Origin of the sequence: Ornithinibacillus caprae (assembly GCF_009728145.1) — a bacterium.
GTDB lineage: Bacteria > Bacillota > Bacilli > Bacillales > Amphibacillaceae > Ornithinibacillus > Ornithinibacillus caprae.
The window spans coordinates 49,160-72,519 of the sequence record NZ_WOCA01000011.1 but is presented as its reverse complement, the minus strand read 5'-3'; the positions used below and the strand labels follow the sequence as shown (position 1 = coordinate 72,519).

The 23,360-nt window shown below is 35.8% G+C and carries 29 protein-coding genes and 1 riboswitch; of the genes, 10 read left to right on the top strand and 19 right to left on the bottom strand.

The window, feature by feature from the left end; genetic code table 11:
* The first annotated feature begins 32 nt into the window (after positions 1–32).
* Positions 33–455 carry a YhfM domain-containing protein gene (locus GMD78_RS13795; RefSeq protein WP_155669388.1) on the top strand — a complete coding sequence of 141 codons (423 nt, stop codon included), beginning with the start codon at positions 33–35 and terminating at the stop codon, positions 453–455.
* 69 nt (positions 456–524) lie between these two features.
* On the opposite strand, the gene GMD78_RS13790 is transcribed toward GMD78_RS13795, so the two are convergent.
* The 3 genes from GMD78_RS13790 to GMD78_RS13780 all read right to left on the bottom strand — a co-directional run bounded on the left by GMD78_RS13790 (position 525) and on the right by GMD78_RS13780 (position 3,223).
* The gene (locus GMD78_RS13790; RefSeq protein WP_155669387.1) at positions 525–1,232 is read right to left on the bottom strand and encodes an ABC transporter permease; all 708 of its coding nucleotides are present in this window, start codon (positions 1,230–1,232) and stop codon (positions 525–527) included.
* Positions 1,229–2,077, bottom strand: a complete 849-nt coding sequence (locus GMD78_RS13785; RefSeq protein ID WP_343042321.1) for an ABC transporter ATP-binding protein — start codon at positions 2,075–2,077, stop codon at positions 1,229–1,231. Before GMD78_RS13785 ends, GMD78_RS13790 begins: the two co-directional genes overlap by 4 nt.
* Positions 2,078–2,185: 108 nt before the next feature.
* On the bottom strand, positions 2,186–3,223 hold the full coding sequence (locus GMD78_RS13780; protein ID WP_155669386.1) for a LytTR family transcriptional regulator DNA-binding domain-containing protein: 1,038 nt from the start codon (positions 3,221–3,223) through the stop codon (positions 2,186–2,188).
* 174 nt (positions 3,224–3,397) lie between these two features.
* Positions 3,398–3,513, top strand: a riboswitch (TPP riboswitch).
* Positions 3,514–3,599: 86 nt separating this feature from the next.
* Between GMD78_RS13780 and thiW the strand changes: the two genes are divergently transcribed.
* Genes thiW through thiE form a run of 5 tightly spaced genes read left to right on the top strand, consistent with a single transcriptional unit; the run spans position 3,600 to position 7,017 of the window.
* Complete coding sequence (gene thiW, locus GMD78_RS13775) at positions 3,600–4,088, top strand: energy coupling factor transporter S component ThiW (protein WP_155669385.1); 489 nt, start codon at positions 3,600–3,602, stop codon at positions 4,086–4,088.
* A 42-nt stretch (positions 4,089–4,130) separates the two neighbouring features.
* On the top strand, positions 4,131–4,820 hold the full coding sequence (gene tenA / locus GMD78_RS13770) for a thiaminase II (protein ID WP_155669384.1): 690 nt from the start codon (positions 4,131–4,133) through the stop codon (positions 4,818–4,820).
* Positions 4,817–5,623, top strand: coding sequence for a bifunctional hydroxymethylpyrimidine kinase/phosphomethylpyrimidine kinase (thiD, locus tag GMD78_RS13765; RefSeq protein ID WP_155669383.1), 807 nt, complete (start codon positions 4,817–4,819; stop codon positions 5,621–5,623). Before tenA ends, thiD begins: the two co-directional genes overlap by 4 nt.
* A complete protein-coding gene (gene thiM / locus GMD78_RS13760; protein WP_155669382.1) occupies positions 5,620–6,390 on the top strand; it encodes a hydroxyethylthiazole kinase in 771 nt (256 codons plus the stop codon). Before thiD ends, thiM begins: the two co-directional genes overlap by 4 nt.
* 3 nt (positions 6,391–6,393) lie before the next feature.
* Positions 6,394–7,017 carry a thiamine phosphate synthase gene (gene thiE, locus GMD78_RS13755; RefSeq protein ID WP_155669381.1) on the top strand — a complete coding sequence of 208 codons (624 nt, stop codon included), beginning with the start codon at positions 6,394–6,396 and terminating at the stop codon, positions 7,015–7,017.
* Between the two features lie 135 nt (positions 7,018–7,152).
* Here the strand turns inward: thiE and GMD78_RS13750 are convergent, their stop codons facing one another.
* From GMD78_RS13750 to GMD78_RS13735, 4 genes are all read right to left on the bottom strand, one after another.
* Positions 7,153–7,770 (bottom strand): TetR/AcrR family transcriptional regulator, encoded by a 618-nt coding sequence (locus GMD78_RS13750; RefSeq protein ID WP_155669380.1) that lies wholly within the window; start codon positions 7,768–7,770, stop codon positions 7,153–7,155.
* A gap of 78 nt (positions 7,771–7,848) precedes the next feature.
* Positions 7,849–8,877: an ABC transporter permease gene (locus GMD78_RS13745; RefSeq protein WP_155669379.1), complete on the bottom strand. Its 1,029-nt coding sequence runs from the start codon at positions 8,875–8,877 to the stop codon at positions 7,849–7,851.
* Entirely contained in the window at positions 8,867–9,604 is a 738-nt protein-coding gene (locus tag GMD78_RS13740; protein WP_155669378.1) for an ABC transporter ATP-binding protein, read from the bottom strand. The genes GMD78_RS13745 and GMD78_RS13740 overlap by 11 nt, the downstream gene beginning before the upstream one ends.
* 162 nt (positions 9,605–9,766) lie before the next feature.
* The gene (locus tag GMD78_RS13735; protein ID WP_155669377.1) at positions 9,767–10,507 is read right to left on the bottom strand and encodes a MerR family transcriptional regulator; all 741 of its coding nucleotides are present in this window, start codon (positions 10,505–10,507) and stop codon (positions 9,767–9,769) included.
* A gap of 173 nt (positions 10,508–10,680) precedes the next feature.
* Between GMD78_RS13735 and GMD78_RS21395 the strand changes: the two genes are divergently transcribed.
* Both GMD78_RS21395 and GMD78_RS13725 read left to right on the top strand, forming a co-directional pair.
* On the top strand, positions 10,681–11,172 hold the full coding sequence (locus GMD78_RS21395; RefSeq protein ID WP_196493827.1) for a hypothetical protein: 492 nt from the start codon (positions 10,681–10,683) through the stop codon (positions 11,170–11,172).
* Between the two features lie 259 nt (positions 11,173–11,431).
* Positions 11,432–11,626 (top strand): hypothetical protein, encoded by a 195-nt coding sequence (locus tag GMD78_RS13725; protein ID WP_155669376.1) that lies wholly within the window; start codon positions 11,432–11,434, stop codon positions 11,624–11,626.
* Between the two features lie 177 nt (positions 11,627–11,803).
* Here the strand turns inward: GMD78_RS13725 and GMD78_RS13720 are convergent, their stop codons facing one another.
* The 6 genes from GMD78_RS13720 to GMD78_RS13695 form a co-directional block, all read right to left on the bottom strand.
* Positions 11,804–11,998, bottom strand: coding sequence for a DUF5957 family protein (locus GMD78_RS13720; RefSeq protein ID WP_155669375.1), 195 nt, complete (start codon positions 11,996–11,998; stop codon positions 11,804–11,806).
* Positions 11,999–12,000: 2 nt separating this feature from the next.
* Entirely contained in the window at positions 12,001–12,402 is a 402-nt protein-coding gene (locus GMD78_RS13715; protein ID WP_155669374.1) for a DUF6220 domain-containing protein, read from the bottom strand.
* 164 nt (positions 12,403–12,566) lie between these two features.
* Positions 12,567–13,253 (bottom strand): response regulator transcription factor, encoded by a 687-nt coding sequence (locus tag GMD78_RS13710; protein ID WP_155669373.1) that lies wholly within the window; start codon positions 13,251–13,253, stop codon positions 12,567–12,569.
* Positions 13,225–14,343 (bottom strand): sensor histidine kinase, encoded by a 1,119-nt coding sequence (locus GMD78_RS13705; RefSeq protein ID WP_343042320.1) that lies wholly within the window; start codon positions 14,341–14,343, stop codon positions 13,225–13,227. Before GMD78_RS13705 ends, GMD78_RS13710 begins: the two co-directional genes overlap by 29 nt.
* 457 nt (positions 14,344–14,800) lie before the next feature.
* A complete protein-coding gene (locus GMD78_RS13700) occupies positions 14,801–16,357 on the bottom strand; it encodes a BCCT family transporter (RefSeq protein WP_343042319.1) in 1,557 nt (518 codons plus the stop codon).
* 505 nt (positions 16,358–16,862) lie between these two features.
* Positions 16,863–17,684, bottom strand: coding sequence for a squalene/phytoene synthase family protein (locus GMD78_RS13695; RefSeq protein WP_155669372.1), 822 nt, complete (start codon positions 17,682–17,684; stop codon positions 16,863–16,865).
* A 263-nt stretch (positions 17,685–17,947) separates the two neighbouring features.
* Between GMD78_RS13695 and GMD78_RS13690 the strand changes: the two genes are divergently transcribed.
* Complete coding sequence (locus tag GMD78_RS13690; protein ID WP_155669371.1) at positions 17,948–19,114, top strand: AI-2E family transporter; 1,167 nt, start codon at positions 17,948–17,950, stop codon at positions 19,112–19,114.
* 83 nt (positions 19,115–19,197) lie between these two features.
* The gene (locus GMD78_RS13685; protein ID WP_155669370.1) at positions 19,198–19,575 is read left to right on the top strand and encodes a carboxymuconolactone decarboxylase family protein; all 378 of its coding nucleotides are present in this window, start codon (positions 19,198–19,200) and stop codon (positions 19,573–19,575) included.
* A gap of 142 nt (positions 19,576–19,717) precedes the next feature.
* Here GMD78_RS13685 and GMD78_RS21390 read toward each other — a convergent pair whose 3' ends face one another.
* The 6 genes from GMD78_RS21390 to GMD78_RS13660 all read right to left on the bottom strand — a co-directional run bounded on the left by GMD78_RS21390 (position 19,718) and on the right by GMD78_RS13660 (position 23,311).
* Positions 19,718–19,879: a hypothetical protein gene (locus GMD78_RS21390; protein WP_196493826.1), complete on the bottom strand. Its 162-nt coding sequence runs from the start codon at positions 19,877–19,879 to the stop codon at positions 19,718–19,720.
* Between the two features lie 370 nt (positions 19,880–20,249).
* Positions 20,250–20,945, bottom strand: a complete 696-nt coding sequence (locus GMD78_RS13680) for a hypothetical protein (RefSeq protein ID WP_155669369.1) — start codon at positions 20,943–20,945, stop codon at positions 20,250–20,252.
* Positions 20,942–21,688: a hypothetical protein gene (locus tag GMD78_RS13675; protein WP_155669368.1), complete on the bottom strand. Its 747-nt coding sequence runs from the start codon at positions 21,686–21,688 to the stop codon at positions 20,942–20,944. Before GMD78_RS13675 ends, GMD78_RS13680 begins: the two co-directional genes overlap by 4 nt.
* Positions 21,657–22,559: an ATP-binding cassette domain-containing protein gene (locus tag GMD78_RS13670; protein WP_155669367.1), complete on the bottom strand. Its 903-nt coding sequence runs from the start codon at positions 22,557–22,559 to the stop codon at positions 21,657–21,659. The genes GMD78_RS13675 and GMD78_RS13670 overlap by 32 nt, the downstream gene beginning before the upstream one ends.
* Entirely contained in the window at positions 22,556–22,939 is a 384-nt protein-coding gene (locus GMD78_RS13665; RefSeq protein ID WP_155669366.1) for a GntR family transcriptional regulator, read from the bottom strand. Before GMD78_RS13665 ends, GMD78_RS13670 begins: the two co-directional genes overlap by 4 nt.
* A 231-nt stretch (positions 22,940–23,170) precedes the next feature.
* The gene (locus tag GMD78_RS13660) at positions 23,171–23,311 is read right to left on the bottom strand and encodes a hypothetical protein (RefSeq protein WP_196493830.1); all 141 of its coding nucleotides are present in this window, start codon (positions 23,309–23,311) and stop codon (positions 23,171–23,173) included.
* Between the last annotated feature and the right edge of the window lie 49 nt (positions 23,312–23,360).

Here is a 23,360-nt window from a genome sequence, read left to right as displayed (position 1 = left end):
ATGTGCTATCTTTTACGAAGTGGGGATGCAAAATGAAACAAAAATATTTCCTATTAATAGGATTGCTTTTAATCGTCTTAGCAGGATGTCAAGGACAGGGAGCAACAATGGTTTTGTTAGATGAAGAAATCTCATTCATTTCCATTTCTGAATCCAATGGGTATGGTGACATCAATGAGGATATCCTGTATCAGTTTAATCAGCAGGATCAGGTTCTTTTCTTCAAACATGTCATAACAACAGCTTCACAACAAGATAGTAATGTAGAGCTTAGTCATCCTGACTTCGATATAATGGTCAATTATGGAGAAGATTTTCCTGTTCATGCAATCCATTTATGGCTAGGGGAGGAAGATGAATCTAGCACTCTCATGTATATGGTTGATGACGATAAAACAACGTACATTACCACACCAAAAGATACGAATGAATTAAGAAACTTGTTCCAAAAATAGGTTTTTAAAAGGTGAAGCCTTGTGCGTTAGAAAGTTATACTTTCTATCTGCTAACAAGACTTCACCTTTTTAATCATCCATTTCTCTTTTACGATATACAAAGATGGTTAAAATAGTAGCTACAATTACCCAAGTAAGAATGATTGCTAAATGACTCCAAAGAGAACCAAATCCTAAACCACTTTCAATCTTATAGGCTAGCTCTACTAGCTGAGTGTTTGGCAAATATTCAACAAAACCTAATATAGCATAATCATCAACTAGTGGTTTAAGCATAGAACCAAAACCAAATAAAAACATAAACGGCAATATAACAACCGAAGCTTCTACAACTGTCTTTGTTAGAAGACCTAAAAGCGTTCCTAAAGCAAGATAAAATAAACATGAAAGTAAGATTACAAAAGAAATTAATACAAGGTTTGCCGGTTCATAACCAGTAATCATCATACAAACTACTAATGTAACAATCGTTAATATTAAGCTAACTAAGCTTTTGCCTGTTAATATTTCAGGTAGTGTTGCAGGAGACAACATTAATCCACGCAATGTATGTTTTTCTTTTTCCTCTGCAATTACTGCACATTGAATAAACGCAGTTACAGATGCTAACGTCAAATTAATGATAAGATAATGTAAATCTAAAATGTCCCCCATTCTACTATACATAAACGCCATTAGTACTGGTAAAATAACAATTGAACTAACGAATAGATTTTTCGATAAATCTTTTAAATCCTTTTGAAAGATGGCATATATACGTTTCATTGATACAGTCATACGAGTTCCCTCCCTGTTATATCCACAAAAATATCCCCTAAAGTAGGTTCATTGGAATGTACGGAGACTACTTGATCAGTAGATAGATAGTTATAGATTGTGTCAGCTCCTTCAGAACCACCAGGTAACACAATTTCTCTTCCATCTTTTAATTCAACAGTAATAGTTGAATCTGAATACTGCCTGCGTAATTTTTTTGGTTCGTCTAGTAGTTGTACCTTTCCTTTATGCAAAAAGGCAACACGATCACACAATGTTTCCGCTTCAGACATATCATGTGTAGTTAAGAAAATGGTTGTTCCTTGGTCATTTAAACGACGTAATCCTTCATGAATATGCTTTGAATTTGCTGGGTCTAATGCAGAAGTCGGCTCATCCAAAAATAACAGCTCTGGGTCGTGTAGTAAGGTACGCGCTAATAATACACGCTGAAGCATACCTTTTGATAACTTAGAAACAACCTTCTTCTGATCGTCAGTTAAATTCACCAGACGAAGCACTTCATCAATTTTAGCTGTCGGTACATTGTATAAATCGCAATATAATTTAAGATTGTCGTAAATTGAAAGCCGGTTATATAATCCACTATTATCTGTAAGGACACCAATACGCTTTCGGAAATCCTTGTTCTTTAAAGAGGAGGTTGATAGACCAAATACATGCGCCTCGCCCGATGTAGGACGTAATTGTCCGGTTAGAATTTTTATTGTAGTCGTTTTACCTGATCCACTTGGTCCAAGAAATCCTAAAGTTTCTCCTTTTTTTACATTAAAACTTACATTTTCCAATGCAGTTTGATTACCAAATATTTTGGCTAACGAATTTACTTCTATTACATTTTCCACTGATTATCTCCTCCTGTTAGTTTGGTGTGTTACCTATAGAATAGATAAAGAAACAGACAAAAACAGTATTTTTACCATGAAAAGAGTAAAATTAAGGTTGAATGGATCCTATTTAAGTCCCAACATTTCCTTTAATTGAGCCATTTTTGTCTTAGACAGTGGAATAGATGACTTTGGTTGGTCATCTAATACGAGACTATAACTATTTCTTGTCCAAGTAATTACTTCTCGGACCTTTTGTAAGTTAACAATATACGATCGATGACATCTGAAGAAACCATACGGCTTTAAACGCTCCTCTAAATCATTTAACGTAAATACACTCGGAAAAGCTTCTCCTTTTATATAAACATTGGATTGTCCTTCATTACTCTCAATATAATCGATTTCTGGAGGATCAAAAAGTACAATCTTCTCGTTAATTTTTGTGGGTATCTTGTTAAATTGGAACACTTCTTCTCGATCATTTTCTGTTTCACTTGGATCCGAATTCAGTTCCTCAGCATCTTTTTCTACTACATATGGTTGTAACCCAGCTTCATGTAAACGGTAGACACGATCTGAAATAATGAGTGCACTCTCTATATTCCCAGTTAACACTAGGATACTTTTTCCTGCTTCTAGAAGTTTTTTAGTAATATTTATAAAAATACTTCTTGTTTCTATATCCACGTTTAGGTCCGGTTCCTCAAATAAATAAAAGGATGGATTTTGGAATAAAACACGAGCAAATTGAACTCTCCTCTTTTGAGAATGAGTTAGATTTTTTATCTTGTTATGTTTTATTTCGTCTAACTGAGTAATATGTAGAATGTTATCAAACGGTTGATTAAATCCATATAATTGCTTATATAATTTAAAATGATCTAGTATGGATAATCGTTCATACAACCCTTCTTCATAAAAGGAAATACACACTTGTTTTAAATAAATTTGTTTATTCTCTGAAATACTACTCCCGTTAATAAGAATGTCCCCATTAGGAATCACTGTTTTTCTTAGAAACATGTCCATTAAAGCCAACCTTACATTTAAATTAGAATGAACTGCAACAACTTGTCCTTTATCAATTGTTAAATTAAATGGTGGAAATAGAATCATATCTTTGGTGTGCTTTTCAACATTTTGGATAGATAATACTGCCAATCATATCACCTTTCTTCATAAATTCCGTTAAACCGATACTATATTTTAGCATTTTTAACGAAATAAAACTTATTATTTTTTCAAATTACTAGGTCTTTTTTCGCTTTTCGCTTTTTTTGAGTGACAATTTGAATTATTTTTGTTATGGTAAATTTGAACAATTGAATACTAATACATTACTACTAGGGGTGCCCAAAAATTCGTGGGCTGAGAGGAAAGCACGAAAGCTTTCCGACTCTTATGGACCTGATCTGGTTAATACCAGCGGAGGGAAGTAGTCTGACGATATATGTCTATTCTATTTCAGCTTATGAAAGCCAGGTCCCTCTTGTGGATCTGGTTTTTTTTGGTCTCCCTATAAGACAGGAGGGAAAAAATGAATCGAACCCGATTATTAACAACAATGGCTATCTTTATAGCTATTGGAACATTAGGGGCACAGTTACTTTGGTTTCCAGCAGGAATTGCAAAAGCATATCCTGTCCAACACGCCGTTAATGTAATGGCAGCAGTTACACTAGGACCAGGACCTGCAGTAATTATTGCATTTATGATTGGTTTACTGCGTAACTTACTTGGTTTAGGTACATTGCTCGCATTTCCAGGCGGAATGATTGGAGCATTCCTTGCAGGCTATCTCTATCAAAAGTTTAGAAAAAATATCTTAGCTGTAATTGGAGAAGCAGTAGGAACTGGAATTATTGGGTCACTTTTTGCAGTCCCATTCGCTATGCTGCTCATGGGAAGCTCCGTTGGGGCATTTGCTTTTCTACCATCATTTCTCGTAAGTAGTATGACTGGTGCACTTATGGGCTGGTTTATCTTGTCACGAGTAAATCAAGATAGCCTAGTTCAAAACACATAATGTGAGTTTCTTAGAATCTAAATTTTATAGGGAGGAATTTTGATGACTTTTACCGATCAATTAAGAAAAGAGAATGATGATATTTTTCAAATGATATTTAATCATCCATTTGTAGAAGGTATTGGAAGAGGAGATATAGATAAAAAGGCAATAGAACATTATATTAAGGCTGACTTCGAATACTTAAATGCATTTATGAAAATCTATGGAATCGCTCTAGCAAAATCTACGAACCGTACGGATATTGCTTATTTTCACGATAAAATCAACTTCATCCTCAACGATGAAATTCACCCACATCATAATTTTTGTGATTATATAGGGGTAGGATACGAGGAACTTCAGGGCCACCCTCTTCCCCCAACAGCTGATCACTATATAAAACACATGATGTATCATGCACAGCTAGGATCATTAGGGGAAATAGTAGGGGCCTTACTTCCTTGTCCTTGGACTTATTTGGAAATTGGTAAAGAGCTAATCCAAACATATCGCCCAACAGAAGAACATCCTTTTTATCCTTGGATCAGCTTTTATGCGGATTCTAGGGTTGAAAAAACAACAAACGACATGCGTAATCTTTTAGATCAATATGCAACACATATATCACCGGAGGAAAAATTACGTATCAAAGATGCATTTCGAAAAAGCTGTCAATTGGAACTGAAATTTTGGGAAATGGCCTATACACTCGAAGAATGGCCATCACAAGAGAAGGTGAACTTCACATGACAAATGTTTCATGCGCACTAACAATAGCTGGAACTGATCCTAGTGGTGGAGCAGGAATTCATGCGGACCTTAAAACATTTCAGGAATTAAAATGCTATGGTATGTCTATTATCACCTCCGTTGTTGCCCAAAATACTACTGGAGTTCAAGCAGTACATCACCTACCAAAGGAAATGATTAGTCAGCAATTAGACTCTGTACTGTCAGATATACCTGTTCATGCATTTAAAACAGGTATGATTGCAAATATTGAAATGATGCAGGTAATAAAACAAAAAATAGAAACTATAAGCGCACCATATGTAATGGATCCTGTCATGGTAGCAACGAGCGGGGATGCATTGATCGATGTAGAAGCTCGGAGTTACTTACGAGAACATCTATTACCTTTAACATCCATCGTTACTCCTAATATTCCAGAGGCTGAATTCATTACTGGCAAGCCTATCCATACGATTACTGATATGCAAGATGCAGCAAATGAGATCGTCCATAACTATGGTGCAGGCGCTGCTCTAGTTAAAGGTGGTCACTTGTCTGGAGAGGCAATAGATTTTCTCTATGACGGCGAAACAATGCATACATTCACAGCAAAACGAATTGATACCAAAAACACTCATGGTACCGGATGTACGTATTCGGCTGCCATAACCGCTTATTTAAGTCAAGGAACACCACTACCTAAAGCCGTAGAAAAAGCAAAGTATTTTGTGACGAAGGCAATAGAACGATCTTTTGCTCTTGGAAGTGGAAATGGACCAACTAATCACTTTGCTATAAGGATGAATGAGGTGGAGCAATGAATTATTCCATCATAAAAGATGTAGGGAAAAAACAGCCACTAATCCATCATTTAACCAATCAAGTAGTTATGAACTTTACTGCGAATGGCCTCCTTGCTTTTGGCGGAGCACCGATAATGGCTAAAGCAGAAGAAGAAGCGAAAGATATGGCAACAGTAGCAGATGGCGTATTAATTAACATTGGAACCTTAAACCTATCAGAAGTTTCAGCTATGATTCTAGCAGGCAAAACGGCGAATGATAGAAACATACCAGTAGTTCTTGACCCTGTAGGTGTTGTGGCGACTCCTTTTCGATCTTCTATGATGAAAAAGATACTAAACGAAGTTCAGCCAACGGCAATCAAGGGAAATGCTAGTGAGCTTGCTCATTTAGTAGACATTCCATGGAAATCAAAAGGTGTGGAATCTATTGGAGATGGAGATGCAGAGGAAGTGGCAATTAAAATAGCTAAAACCTATAAAACTACGGCAGTACTAACAGGAAAAACCGATATCATTTGCACTAGTTCAAAGCTTATTCACAATCAATTGGGTAACGAGCTTCTAACAAAGATTACTGGTGCTGGATGCTTATTAGGTTCCATTTTAACCGCATGCTTAACAACGAAGCATTCGATTGACCAACAAGCATTAGCAGCTGTTTCATTTTACGGTTTAGCTGCCGATTATGCCGCCTCTAAGCCAGAGGTAAAGGGGCCCGGAACCTTTATTCCCCATTTCATTGACGCACTATCAATGAATATAGAAGAGTTTGAAAGGAGATAATCCATGCATCAATCACTTAGAAAATCATTACGAAAATACTTCGTTATGGGATCGCAAAACTGTCAAACAGATCCTGTAGCAACCTTAGAGTTAGCTGCAAAAGCAGGAATCACTTCCTTTCAATATAGAGAAAAAGAAAAAGGGGCACTTATTGGAAAAGAGAAACTCGAGTTAGGTAAAGAGCTACGGAAGATCTGTAAAGAGCATGACATACTTTTTATCGTTAATGATGATATCGACTTAGTAGAACCCTTAGATGCAGATGGAATTCATGTAGGTCAAGACGATATATCCGTCCAAAAGATTCGTGAACTATTTCCTAATAAAATGATTGGTCTTTCTGTCTCCAACGTCCGTGAGGTTGATCAAAGCCCAATACAATTAGTAGATTATCTTGGTGCTGGGCCAATATTCGGTACTACTACGAAGCAGGATGCTAAACAACCTGTAGGTGTAGATTGGATTCAATCATTACGAGCTCAGTTTCCTAACATGCCACTCGTAGGTATTGGTGGCATTAATACCGAAAATGCACATAGCGTAATTGAGGCAGGGGCTGATGGAGTAGCTGTCATATCTGCAATTACAAATGCACAAAATATTCAAGGTGCTGTAGAACAACTGTAACCTGCTCACTAGGTATTTTAGTCCCTTGGATACTGAAGGATCCTTATTCCACAACAAAATCTTAAGAAAAAGTAAAAAAAGTGGCATTGTACACTCATGCCACTTTTTCCATGTTTTACAAATAAAAAACACCTGCTACCCCGTAGCTATTCCAGTTGATAAAATATGTATAATCCTGTCAATTTCTTCCTCATCATTCCAGTTCGCTTCAGGTATTAACACATACCTAGGAACAATATACGATAAAATAGAAGCTCCTGTCATACGTATAATTGTATCTGGATGCATATCTATGATCTGCCCTTTTGCTTGGTAATGCTTAACTATTTGCCTAAAACGTCCTAAGACCTCTTTTCCTATATGTTCAATGAATTGCTCCTTTAAATCCGAATGAAAAGGAAGTTCTTGAATAAGGATACGAATTAGTGGTAGGTTACTTTGTACAAATTCAATTCTATTTTCAATCATCGCTCGAATAAATTCTTGGTACGTTTCAAATTCTTGATCAAGCACCTTATTTAGATCCCTTTTTATAATTGGAGCAAGTACTTTTACCATAACTGGGGAAACTACGGAAAGAAGTAATTCCTTTTTCGTTTTATAATGTCTAAAAATCGTTCCTTCAGCTACGCCAGCTTTTTTAGCAATTTCACTTGTAGAAGTAGCAGCATAACCTTTTTCAGCAAATAACTCTGTTGCTGCAGCGAGAATTCCTTTTTGTTTTTCGGTTAGTTTTTGATCATCAGTAAACAACTTTCTTCTCCTCGAATCCTAATTAGACATATATTTTATAATAATGCATTTCAGACAAAAGATGCAACAGACGAATCATTATATTTTTCTGTACTTCCGAAGTGCAATCACATTTAAAAATATAAACAACAGCGAGAATCCAAAAAGAACAATAATTTCTATGTATATATCTCCCCAGCCATATCCTCTAACCATTACATCTCGTAGGGCTTGTGCAGCATAGTATAATGGCGTAATTGGTCCAACCCAGCTTAACCAATCTGAAATAGTCTCCAAGTTAAATAAACCAGAGAAGAAAACTTGAGGTACAATAATAACTGGGATAAATTGAATCATTTGTAATTCGTTGTTTGCAAAAGTTGAAATTAAAATACCTAGAGTAAGTGCAGTAAAAGCAAGTGCTAGAATAATGATTAATAAATAGAAAAACGCTCCCTCCATCATCATATCAAGAACATAAATAGAAAATGTAGCAACCAATGTTGATTGAATCATCGCAAATATTCCAAAACCAAGAACATATCCCAATACAATTTCCCACTTACGTAGTGGAGTAGATAGTAGCCTTTCTAGTGTTCCAGTTGTTCGTTCTCGTATAAAGGATACACCAGCTATAATAAAAACAAAAAAGAAAACGAAAAAACCAAGTAAAACTGGCCCAAAATAATCAAACTGCCCCATCTCACTAGATCCATGTAGATACGTAACCTCTAAATCTATATTTACTCCTGTATTTTGTAGTGGTTTAAATACAGATTGTAACCAACGCATTGTTTCCCCATTCACCGTTGGATCACTTCCCTCAAGATAAATAAACGGCTCCTGATTCTTAAATAGAATGTATCCATCTAACTCTTGTTTGGATAAAGCTTCCTTTGCAGTATCTTCTGATTCATATTCAGAGATTTCTGCACTTGATAAGTCTAATTCAGATAGAACTGGTTGTGGAACATCGACAAGCCCTACTTTTGGAACATAATCGTCTCCATTAAAAACGAAGTGAAGCATCGTAAGCACGAGCATAGGAGCAAATATTAACATCGCAACTGTTCGTTTATCACGAATTATCTGCCTTAATATACGAATAGTTAATGCCTTAATTCTCATCAGAAACACCCCCATATACTAGAAATGCTTTTTCAATTGTGTCAGAATTAGTTTTTTCTTTTAATTCATTAGGTGTACCAACTGCAATAAGTGAACCATCACGCATAAGTCCAAGGCGATCACATTTTTCTGCTTCATCCATTACATGGGTTGTAATAATAATTGTCGTACCTTTTTTATTCAATTCATAAAATGAATCCCATATGCTTTTACGTAACAACGGATCAATCCCAACTGTTGGTTCATCAAGAATTAGAATTTCTGGATCATGAAGCAATGCAATTGCTAGAGATAGTCTTCTTTTCATTCCACCCGAATAATCTCCTACCAATTTATCAAGGTGTTCAGCTAGATTAACCATTTCCATCACTTCTTGTATCCTTTGTTTTTGCTTATTTCTTTTTAATCCATATAAACTTGCAAAGAACTCTATGTTCTCTTTTGCTGACAGCTCTAAATATAATGCATCCGATTGAGCCATATACCCAATTCGATTTATTAATTCAAGCGATGGCATTTTCTCATTAAATAGGTAATTTTCACCTGAAGTTGGTTGATCCAGTCCCGAAAGCTCTTTTACTAATGTTGTCTTACCAGCACCTGATGGTCCTAACAAACCAAAAATTTCTCCCCGCAAGATTTCAAGATTAATCTCTTTTAACACTTGCTGCTTCCCAAAATATTTGGATACATTTTGAACAGAAACACATGGAGTTAGATTAGACATCCTCTTCATCCCTTCTATTTTTGTTATTCATACCAAGTCACCACGTCAAAATGAGTGATTACTCACTTTCAATATACACGTGTGCGTTTTACTTGTAAAGTGAGTAATCACTTATAATAAGATTTAAAAAAGAAGACAGTCTCAGACTGCCTTCTTCATTCTTTAGTCTTTATTTTTATCCGCATAAACTGCCATTGCATCTCTCATAAATACAGCTAATCCTTCTCCATATTTATCAATGTTTTTGGTAAAACGTACATCATCTACATACATTTGACCAAGTCCTTTGAACGCATCCAATGAGTAGTTACCTATTCTGTTCAAGTAATTATACCAGCGTTTAATCCCTTCCTGTGCTACATCAGAATCTGCTGGTTCATGTCGGATCGATGCCAATTCTTTATAAAGCAAATCAAATTCTTCTTCTAAGGCTTTTTGTTGCTCTTTAGACATCTTACCAATCTTGGCATTAGATTCATCAACTGCTGTATCTCCCCAACGTTCACGAGCTTCTTGCTCATAAGGGTTATGACTAAAGTCAAAGCCTTCAAACTTCTCTTCATTACTCATTTCAATTTCTCCTTTCGTGTGTCGCATCGTTTTATCAATCGTTCGTATCATTTGATCTAGCCGCTTTCGTTTTTCTAAAAGCATTTTCCGATGTAGTTCTAATGCTTCATTTCGATCAAACGATGGACTGGTGATAATTTCCTTTATTTTTTTCAAAGGGAAGCCTAATTCTTTAAAAAACAAAATCTGTTGTAACGTTTCCAAATTGGCTTGAGAATAAATTCGGTATCCGGACTCAGTTGTCTGATCAGGGGATAATAATCCTATTTCATCATAATGATGAAGTGTGCGCACACTAATCCCAACCAAATCTGCTACCTCTTTTACTTTCATCTTTAAACCTCCCTTACCATTTACTATAGAGTATCACGTAACGTCAGGGTCAAGTAAATATTTAAATTATTTTTTAAAATCCCTATACACTAATGCCTATTTTTTAAAATCGAATCCCAATATAGACTATTTCCCCATATATTAAATGGAAGACTTTATGAGGAGGAAATTTAATGAATCATTATGAAGTGCCGTATTATCCGTATAATGATGAACGACAATTTAACCTACCTGGTTATCTATTAGGACAATTTACTGGATATCCTGGGTATCCATATCAAAGTCAATTTCCATGGCAACCAGGGGGACAATTCCCAGGTGGCCCAGGACAGTTCCCTGGAGGAGGACAAACAGGTGGACAATTTCCAGGCGGAGGTCAGTTTCCTGGACAACCAGGTGGGCCTCAGCAACAAGGAGCACCTACTAGCCCACCACCAGGATTCACACCACAACAGCCACAATTCCAAACTTTTGCTGTTGATCCAGGAGCAATCAGAGGATGCCTATTTAGATTTACCTATATCTGGTTAGAAGGAAGAACTTCTTTCTGGTTCTACCCGATTTTTGTAGGTAGAAATTCCGTAGCTGGATTTAGATGGCGTCGTAATAGATGGGTATACTTTGGAATTGATTTAGATAGAATTGAATCCTTCCAATGCTATTAGGCAAGCAAACTATTTTTACTAGGCAATATCCCTATTTTTTGTAGTCTACTTTTAATAAAGTGAAACTTCATTCAGTGGGGGTTTTCTTCATCCCCCACTGAATGTTAGTTGAACCAATCGGACATTTACGGGCAGTTGATCCCCCACTTATCCTTCTTCACTTCAACGTCTTGAAGTGGGGGTCTTACTGCCCGTTTACATGCGGGATAAACACAATCCCTCCTTCGCACATATAATATAGTGAAAAGGAGGGATTATTATGGATAGACTCGTATATTTATATCTAGCAAGTATTTTGGCTGGCTTCGCAATGGCTTTTGTGCCAACTTCCTCTTTAGTAACAGAGCCTATCGCTAACTTCTTTGAAATTGTAGGCGGAGTGGTCATTCTTGTATTTTCTTTAGCATTAGTTCACCTTGGGTTAAAAGCACTCTTTACTAAACATTTTAATTAATAGATAACCAAAGTCGGTGAAGCCAATTCTAACAACTTACACTTAGCATTAGAAAACTGGGCTTTTGCCAACCCTTTATGGCAAAAGCCTCAGTTGCACTTATGCAAGATAGGAAAGTTTATACTTTCTTATCTGCAAAAAAAGAGTTACTTATTAATCCCTTTTTGTGCTTTCGCCTTATTTATTTTTACTTTTTTGATCTATAATAGGGACAAGCACTGCACAAATAATTGCTGTCAAATATGGCAGGTATTTGATTCCCATTGCTTGATTAAAGACTACCATTCCAAATATCCCTATGAAGCTAGACAATGCTATACCCAAAATAAATCCTCCAATAATACCAACAATAACTCCAATAAATGCTCTCATGCTTATTTCTCACCTTTCTGAATATCAGTTTGTTTTAACCAGTTCATTGTTACAGCTATATTTCGATAAGCAACGGCAATCAGTATCATTGCTATTACCGGATGCAAGGAACCGATCCAAGAAACTTGCATATTTGCAGTGAAGTACATCAAAAACACTAAAACTAATAAGCTAAATAGATGCCAATAGACGAATCGCGGTAAATCACCTAAATAAGCAAATAACAACATAAACACCGGTGCATTAAAACCAAAAAGATGAATAAGAGTTACATGCTTCAACCAATAACCTGCACTTTCAAATATTGCTAGCCCTGCTAATAAAACCTGTAACATCAGACATAAGAAAAATATAATTGCTAGTCCTACATACAAATACTGTGAAATTTTTATTGCTTTCTTCAAACGTATTCCCCCTTAATATAGTCATTCCTTTTCAAGCACTGTTTACATCATACAAAGCTTTTCTAAACAGACTCTTATCAAATTCTTAAATAATTATTAAGAAATAATGATATGACTAGATTTAGGGTAAATAAAAAAGTGTAAAAGTATTAACACCTTTACACTCATGATTTAAAACGATAACCTACACCCCAAATGGTTTCAATAAAATCAGGGTTAGAAGGGTTATTCTCTATTTTTTCTCTAATTTTTCTAATATGAACCGTTACAGTGGTAATATCCCCCATCGAGTCAAAGCCCCATATTCGTTCAAATAAATGCTCTTTACTAAATACTCTATTTGGATGTGTTGCTAAAAAAGTTAGCAGGTCGAATTCCTTTGCTGTAAATATTTTCTCCTCTTCATTAATAAAAACTCTTCTAGAATCTTGATCAATTCGTAATCCTCTAATTTGAATATCCTGTACTGGACGGTCGCGATTTACTAAACGATCATATCTTGCAATGTGCGCTTTTACTCGTGCAATTAATTCATTTGGATTAAATGGCTTCTCAATATAATCATCAGCACCACGGTCAAACCCACGTATTTTGTCAATATCGTCTTTTCTTGCTGTGACCATAAGAATTGGTATATCCTTACTTTTTCTAATTTCTTTACAGAGCTCAAAGCCATCAATCCCTGGAAGCATTAAGTCCAATAAGATTAAATCATACGTCTGGGAAATCGCTTTTTTCAAACCTTCTTCACCGGTAGTCGCTATGGTGCTAGAAAAGCCATTCACTTCTAAATAATCTCTCTCTAGTTCAGCAATGCTTCGCTCATCTTCTATAATCAGGATTTTTTTCATTTACATCACCAACTTTCGGCAGGGTAAAGGAAATACTTGTACCTATTCCTTGTTTACTCTCTGCCCAAATTTCACCTTCATGCTGTTCTATAATACGCCTTACGATCGCTAACCCTAACCCACTTCCTCCTGTAGCAGTGTTTCGGGAAGTATCGGTACGATAAAACCGTTCAAATATAAACGGAATTGCTTCTTCTGAAATCCCAATTCCATTATCTTTGATGGTAACTGTTACTTGATCTGCATTAGCTGTTAAAATTACTCGAATTTCTTTTTCATCTTTATCCATATATTTTAAGCTATTTTGGATAATGTTTAACAAAACACGTTTCAATTGTTCTCGGTCAGCTTGAACGATAAATGTATCTTGATTATTAACAAAAAGAGATACATTGCAGTCATTCTCTTCTAAATCAAATGCTAATTCTTCTATAAAATCACTTAAGTACGACCACAAATCAATATGTTCAAAATGGTAGTGAACCTGATTTAAGTCTAATTTGGAGTATAGGAAAAGTTCATCAATCAATTGATCCATATCATTTGTCTTCGCATAGATGGTTTCTATATAACGCTCCATTTTCTCTGGCGTATTCGCAATACCATCACGAATTCCCTCTATATATCCTTTAATGGATGTCATTGGTGTCTTTAAATCATGCGAAATACTAGCGATTAATTCCTTACGATTTTCTGCGTACCTAGTTTGCAATTCTTCAGACTCTTTAAGCCTTTTACGCATTAGTTCAAACGTCTCCGATAGTTGACCCAACTCATCCCTACTTGAACTTTCAATAGTAAATTCAAGATTTCCATTACTAATTTCTTTTGCCGCCTGTTGCAGTCGTTTAACTGGTTGAATTATACTTTTAGCAACAAAATAAGTTAACAACCCATTGGTAATAATTAAGACTGTTAATAAACCTATAAACCTAATCGAAAGAAATAATCCCATCCGATCTTCCATTAGGTCACCTTCAAACAGAATGAATAATACATAACCTAACATAATTTCAATAACAAAGAATGCTATAACCGGGATGACAATCATGGCTATATTGGAAAGTAATAGTCGTTTTTTTATTGTCACATCGTCACCTACTTCTACTAAATGATCCCACTCTTAGTATGACAGGTATTTCTTAAACATTTCTATAGAATTTATTAAATATTTATTAAAGGACAAAAGCGCAAGCGCCCGATTAACGACGTACGAACTGCGCCTGGCCATGCCAGGTGGCTCCATGTTGCCACGCAAAGTGGCGGTTTTAATGGAGCATTTCCCGTAGGAGATAAAGGAAACATGGCTACCGAGAGAGTCGATGTTGACCTGATCGTACAAGAGATAAGGGAAGTTATGTGCCTGCGCATACTCGGCACAAAGGCAATGTAGAATTCACATGAAATACCTTCGCTAGTCGTTGGTCGCTGGAACTGGACGTGGCTGTTCCTATATAATGGATCAAATGTAGCCGTATTTTTATCCTCTTAACTAATGAAAAGGACCTATTGAAAAGCAGATTAGCCGTTCAATAGGTCCTTTCTATTTATTCTTTCTTTTTATCAACTTTCCGTTGTAATTCCCTTTGCCATATTAAACCTTGTTGAAGCGCCATTTTTCGGGCTATTTTTGGCGCATTCCAAAGTGGAGGCAACAGCAAGAACGAAACTGGAACTGCTGTTATAACAATGGAATTCTGAATGGAACTAATACTATCTTCTCCAATAGTTAAAATTACAACCGTTGTTAGACCGAATATAATTGCCCAGAATACGCGTAACCACCTTTTAGGGTTATCTCTCCCAGTTAACGTAGCTGCGACTGTGTAAGACATCGTATCCACTGTTGTTGCAACGAAAATAATCGAAACTAATAAGAAGGCTAAACCAAATACTACGCCCCAAGGTAATTGGTCAGTGATGGCCATTACAGCTGCAGGCATTCCACCTTCATTTAATGCATTCGAGATAGAACCAGGATTTTCATTTTCAAAGAAGACACCTGTTCCGCCTACAATAGAGAACCAAAAATTATTTACTAATGGTGCAACAATCGATACTGCTATAATCAATTCACGAATCGTTCTTCCTCGAGAAATTCGGCTAATAAATACAATTAGCATTGGTGCATATCCAATAAACCATCCCCAGAAAAAGATCGTCCACCATGCATTCCAACCACTATCTCCTCGGAACATACTCATTGAAAAGAAGTTTTGCAAGTGAACCCCAGTGCCACCAACAAATGCATCAATAATAAATAACGTAGGGCCGATTATAAGGATTACAATAGCTAAGAAAATAGTGAAACCTACATTATAACGACTTAGTGTAAGAATTCCACGATCCACTCCTGTTGCAGCAGAAATAGCTGCTATACCGGCAAGTGCTAGTACAACGATAATACTAAGCGTTACTGTATTTGGAACACCAAATAAGTGGTTCAAGCCATATGATATCTGTAACCCAAGAAAACCGAGTGGCCCTAATGTACCTGCCACTGTTGCGATAATTGAAAAGATATCTGCTGCTGAACCAAGAACACTATTTTTATATATTTTTTCTCCAAAAATAGGATATAATAATCCTCTTGGTCGTAGCGGTAATCCTTTGCCATAGTGCACATACATCATGACAATAACTGCTAGGGTTCCTAAAATAGCCCAAGCCAAGAATCCCCAGTGCAAGAATGATTGAGCGAACGCTCCGTATATATTGTTAAATTCTCCCCCACCAAACAATGGCGGAGTATCCATATAATGATACATCGGTTCTGAAGCAGCCCAGAAAACACCGCCGCTTGCGAGTAAAGTTACTAAGATCATCGCTACCCAGCGGAAATAACTATACTTAGGTTTTGTTTGACTTCCTAATCGAACTTTTCCGTATTTTGAAACCGCTAACCCAATACCTACAAAGAAGTTTCCTAGCAATAACAATTGCCAGTAAGCTCCAAATAGATTCGCTGAATAATCAAATAAGGATGAAATTGCCCCTCCTACCATATCATTATTTACGAATGATAGAATAATAAATAAAATTAAAAATCCTCCACTTACGATAAAAACTGGCCAATCTAATGTAACTTTCTTTTTTGAATTCACGCTTTTCCTCCTAATTTTGTTAGGAGCAAGTGTCTAAAATATAATCTTCCATTTGTCATTTAAGACCGTTGGATGGAGTTGATTATAAACACAAATTTAAAATAACCATTGACAAAACCCATCAGCTTGCTCAAATTATTAACACAGTTTTTAATTATAGGAATAAAATATCAATCGGTCAAATATGCAGGTTAGCTTAACCAATACTAACTACAAAAACACTTGCTCCAAAATTTATATGTGTTACAGAGAAATTTATACGTTAAGACCACTCCTTGATACATTATATTTTATGTTTATTTTCTCACTACATACATGTACCTGATTTTTATTCTGCTGAAACGTAAAAAATGTTAAAATGCTTTTCCCATACGCTAAAAGTAAACAACGGTTAGAAAACTTGAACCAAGCTTACGGCGAATACCTCAGTTGCACTTACGCAGGATAGGAAAGTTTATACTTTTCTGATCCGACAAAAAAACAGCTAGGAGCACCTAGCTGATCATTAGTCATTTATAATTTCTTCCACTGTTTCTTCTACTTCCCTACGTGAGATCTTTTCTTTTCCACTCTTTAATGCTTTTAATGTTCGATGTGCAAGGGCGAGCGGAATTTTACAGAACGTAAGAATAGTTTTCGTTTGAATATCCTTTAAATATTCATCTGCTTTTTGTAAATTACCTTCTGCGTAAAGAAACATTTCCTCTCTACTCCAATTAGCAGGGAAAAACTGAACACCTCGTTCAGCATCTTCATCTTGATTTCGTAGTACATTCACTGCCTGTAGACCTCTACCATATCCAATAGCTAATTCTCGGTCTGTTTTCGTACCATCATACCATTCCCAAATATCTGATAGCATCACACCAACAAGTCCAGCAACATAATACGTGTAATCATCTAAATCTTCTTTTGTTTTAACTTGCCAGTTTTTTTCTGCCCAATCTGCCATTCCATCTGCCATAACACTAGTAGATTCTTTCACTTTATCTACAACTCCATTCGGACAGAATCGGATCCAATCACCTAATCTTTTGGTAACATCAGGTAAAATAGATGCATAAGGCTCTAATAGTTTTTGATATGCTTCATCATTAAACGAACTTTCTTTTAATAAATCACTTGTTTTTCGTAGCAAATCACTTTTCGTCTTATTCGAAAGCTGTTCATCATCCTCAATTTCATCAATTGCCCGCATACATAAATACGCTGAGCCTACTGTTTTCTTTAAGGTTGGTTTTAGAAGTTTTATCGGAATATAAAATGTTCTACTTGTAAGCTTTAATGTATGCATTGCTTCCTTTTGTAACTTAGCTTCATCACTCAATGAGGATATGCCTCCTTTGTATAAACGTGAGTAATTTCAATTATAACAAACATCTGCCTATATTTCTCGATTGACGTTTAAATTAAAAGTTAGGATTATTTTATACATGTAGATTGCTACCTAGTTGGAATTATTATCCTATATAATCTATAATTAATGATAGAAAACTTGGTTTTTGCCTGCCTTTATAGCAAAACCGTCGTTGCACTTATGCAGGATAAGAAAGCTTATCTTCCTTATCTGCTAATAAAGGAGATGAAGTTATGAAGCTATCGAGTCGTTTTATGAGGTTTGTTGGGGGAAGCGATCTTATATTTGGACTACTTTTATTAATCCTAATTGGAATAACCATACTTATTTATAGTAAAATATCATTCGTTTTCAACCCGTTAATGATTATTTTATCTACCATTACACCACCAATCATTTTAGCTTTTATCGCACATTACTTATTGAACCCCATTGTTAACCTACTGGAAAAAATAAAGATTAAACGGATATGGGGGATAATAATCATCATCCTTGGAATCAGTGGATTATTAACCGGACTCGTACTCCTGTCTGCCCCAGCTATTGAGGCCCAAGTAAAAGATCTAGTTAAAAATTTCCCAGCTTATTTAAGTGAAATGGGGGATTGGATTACTGCATGGATTCAAAACTCTATTTTTGGAGCTTACTATGATGAAGGATATAACTGGTTAATTTCTAATTTCAGCGACCTTCCTGGTATGATCGGAGCTTATATCGGTAATGCATTTGAAGGAGTGCGGAATGTTGCTACAACTGTTACTAATGTAGTTGTTGCAATCATTACATTTCCTATTATTCTCTTCTTCTTACTTAAGGATGCAAGTCGATTCAAAAGCTACTTCATCCGTTTATTACCACCAAGATTTAGAAGTGATGTAAAAAAAATTCTACATAATATGGACGTGCAAGTTGGCTCTTATATCCAAGGACAAATTATTGTAGCCTCTTGTATTGGAATTCTACTTTTCATAGGATATTTAATTATTGGCTTAGACTATGCTATTACCCTTGCCATTATTGCTGCGGTAACCAGTGTTGTTCCGTATTTGGGTCCAACGATCGCAATCATTCCAGCAATAATTATTGCATTAGTAGATTCTCCATTTATGCTTCTAAAACTAGCAATCGTATGGATTGCCGTTCAATTTTTAGAAGGAAATTTTGTCTCCCCAAATGTTATGGGGAGAACGATGAAAATCCATCCTTTAACGATCATCATTGTACTACTTGTGGCAGGTAACCTCTTTGGAATAATAGGTGTTATTTTAGGTATTCCTGGTTATGCCCTTTTAAAGGTACTAGTCACTTATTTATATGAAAAATTTAAAACTCGTTACGACAATTATTACGGAGAAAAGCATGGTTATTACGAAGAGCCTCTAAACAAGCAAAACCATTAATTCCATTTTATGACATACATATTTTCCATTTTTTATTAGAGCATAATCTATGTAGTACAATACTTACGGATGGAGTGTGCGAAATGGAAATGAATCATGAAGAAGTGGCCAATTACTTTGATCAATCTATCTTGGATTACAAACATGGAAGTAGCCGTTTAGAAAAACATATGCCAGAAGTAACCAAGAGCTATTTTAAATTTACCGATGCTTGTTTTGAGGCAGGGGCATTAGACCAAAAACAAAAGCAATTGATGGCACTTGGGATAAGTATTCACGCACAAGACGAATACTGTATTATTTATCATACGAAGGGTGCTGTAGAACACGGTGCAACAGAAGAGGAGATTATGGAAACTGTAGCAATTTGTTCGGCATTAGGTGGAGGTGCTGCATTTTCCCAAGGAGTAACATTAGCGATGGATTCCTTTGATTTTTATTCAGCAAAAAGGCAGCATTAATTTATCTCTATAATAATGAAATAAGCTTGTTTCGCATGTAACGATAACAAGCCTTTTCCATTATGTGTTTTATTATTACGAAAAAATATCAAACGTTTGACCAAATGTATTAATCTTCAATAAGTCAAACGTTTGATTATAATTAATGATTGTCGGGTCTTTTTGTCCGATATAACAAAACAATGATTAATCCAATACCTAGGCCGATTAACCCGCCAAACTCAAAGCTTCCAAATAACGTTCCTAAACCCGCCCCCAACAATAAGCAACTAATAAATACTACGCCGACACCCTCATTACTCATGTGTAGTACCTCCAATATTCCTTACTACTATAGCTTATTAAGGGAGAGGGCATTTGGTTAATTTTGATCTAAGGAAAAGTATTTTTTCTAGGCAGATAAGAAAGTATAAGCTTTCTTATGCTGCATAAGTGCAACTAAGGCTTTTGCCATAAAGGCTTGGCAAAAGCCAAGTTTTCTAAAAAAAGTGTACGTTAGATAAAGTGAAACTTCATTCAGTGGGGGTTTTTTTCATCCCCCACTGAATGTTAGTTGAACCAATCGGACATTTTCGGGCAGTTGATCCCCCACTTATCCTTCTTCACTTCATAGTCTTGAAGTGGGGTTCTTACTGCCCGTTACATGCGGGATAAACTGAAAAATATATCCGTTTTTAATCTTCATTTTCCTTCCCGACGAATTGTATACCCTCTAGTGAATCCGTATTAACCTCTATATGTTGTGGCACACGTATATAGAGGATTTGGTCTCCAAAGGATATGAATGTCCCAGTTATACGTAAGCTATTACTTACTCCCTGTTTAAATTGAGTCAACGTGAATTCCGGTACATAACCACTATATTCAATCTCTATCGGATTTGGATTATAAAGTTGTAGTTTATTACTCCCCGTCAACTGAACACTTGCATTTGGAATACGATCTGTAATATCAATTCCACCATTAATAATGGTAGGAGTTTTATAGAGTATCACTTCTAACGAATCAATATCTGCTTCTTCTACAAATACAGGAGGACCATCGCTAATAATATAATCTAGTTCTACGTTTAACTCTGGTTCTTCCATTGGAAACTCCCAAGTCCTCTCAACATATTTACTATCTATATTGGAAACATTACCTTCCATAGCATTTAAATATAGATCTGGACCTTTATACTGTTCCTCCGAACTAGGGGGTGCCCCTTTGGGAATAAACAAATAGATGCCAAATGAAACAACGAGGATAATGAAATATCCAAAGAGTAACCATTGCGCTTTTTGTCCAGATAGTATCTTCACTCGATAGTTGAGGAAGATTGAAAATAGCAAAATTAATACGATTATTACTATTGGCAAGATCGCTATCATAATCTAACCTCCTGTCGATTTGAGATCGTTAATGAAACTATTAAGAGTATTCCGGACGTAGTAATTACCTTCACCGTAAATAGAAGAAATGAAGTTTCCTTAAAATAGAATTCTCCAACACCTTCTACAAGCATAATGTCTCGACTTGCGAGAGCAAAAAGAATTCCAAAGAATGCCACTGGTAAAATGATTGCGAGCTTTTTATATAACTGTACGAGAGAGCCAACAAGGTAACCAAGAGAACCAAATAAAAATACATACAATATAGTAGCCAAAACACCATAAATAATTTCAATTGTACTAATAGAGAATGTTGTAATAATAGGTTCTGCATTAAAGAAAAAGTACCGAATTACTTTTAGTAAAATGCCCGAGGCAATAGCGGTTACTCCCCCAACTAAACTAGCAGTTAATAAAAATAATATATTTGACAGATTATTTGTTAATCTGTTGGTAACAAATGAAAAATCATCCTCGCGATATGCCTTTGTCGTAATTAGTATTCCGTTAATAAATACCCATAATATCGTAAAAATAATGACGACATCACCGGAGTAATAGTTGATCATGACATGAAAGTTACCGCTACCCCCTCCTCCTCCACCAGTACCGCCTAATGAAAAAAGGAGTGCTATAAGCTGTAAAACTACTAGTGATGTAAATACTCCTACATAAGACCTTAATTTAAACAAATATTGCTTCTTAACTACATTACCTAAATTCACGTTTACTAAAGACATCATCAATTCCCCCCTGCTTTTGATTCGTTAAATAGACACTTAGATCACTTGGGGATACTGGAGAAACCTCTATTCCTAGACGGGTGGCTCGGTCATGGTCGAAATCATTTTTAACAACCACATACGAACGATCCGTACCAATGCTTTGGCTATGGATCACTTCCTTATCATTTAACCATTGCCTTACAATTGCTGACTTTCCACGTAAACCAATCGCATATTCCTTCAAATCATCAATGGACAGATGTAAATATCTCTTACCTTCATTAATTAATAGAACATCCTCCAACAGGTCTTCTACTTCATCTAAATGATGACTTGATATGATGATCGTTCTTGGGTGGGCAAGGTAATCCTTTAATAACGCACGGTAAAAATCCTTCCTAACTGCAGCATCCATTCCAGTTGTTGGTTCATCAAAAATCGTTAACGCACACTTAGCTGCTAAACCAATAATGATATTGAATGTGCTTTTTTTCCCTTTTGATAAATTTTCGTGAATCTGTTTAGAGTCAAAATTGAAATATGAAAATAAACGTTGCGCTAACTCCATATCCCAATTCATATAAAAATTACTCGCTTCCTGAAGTAATTCCTGTAAAGTAAGTGAATTGGAAAAAGACATCTGATCATCAATTAGAATCGTATTAGCCGATACGGTTAAGCTATTAAAGGGATGTTCGTCAAAAACGCGTACTTCACCAGATGATTCATACCAATATCCAGCCAATATTTTTAGAAGTGTCGTTTTCCCTGCCCCATTTCTACCAATTAAGCCCGTAATCGTATCTTCTTTAATTGTAAAGCTCAAGTCATCTAAAGCTTTCACACTACCTTGATGTTTCGCTAACCCCTTACATTCAACAACATTCATTTCAGCTCCCCCTTACGTTCCTCCATTAATGTTTTAATCATCTCAATTAATTCATCGTCAGATACATTTAAACGCTCAGATTCTAGGACTACTTCTTGAATCAGCCCTTTTAATTTTTGATTTTTTCGCTTATCCGTAATAATTTCTTTTGCATTGCTAGAAACAAACTTACCAAGCCCTCTCTTGTTATAGAGAATATTTTCTTCATAAAGTAAATTTAAACCCTTCGCAGCTGTTGCGGGATTGATCGTAAACATTTCTGCAAGTTTATATTGTGAATATACTTTGTCATCTTCCTTAAAATTGCCATTCAGTATTTCTGTTTCAATCCATTCTGATATCTGAATGTAAATTGGCTTCGATCCTTCTGTATTAAGCATTGGGGCTAACACCCTCCCTTTAACCAACATAGTGCATTAGTGTTGTAATGTAGTATATAATAAATGTATGTAATAATCAAGAAAATTATGTTAGAAAACTTGGCATTCGCCAAGCCTTTATGATGAATGCCTTAGTTGCACTTATGCAGGATAGGAAAGTTTATACTATCCTATCTGCCCAAAAAAAGCCTCCCTAATGGAAGACACGATTTCTTAGTTACTATATTCTTTTCATCTAGCTCTCCTACCCCGTAACGCTGTTCCAAGAAAGCCGATTCCCATTCCAATCATGGTTCCAGCAGCTACATTATCAAATAACATACCAATACCAATTCCAAGGAACATACATCCTACAAACACTAATCCAGACATATTTAATACTCCTCTCATACTTAGAAAACTTGGCATTCGCCAAACATTT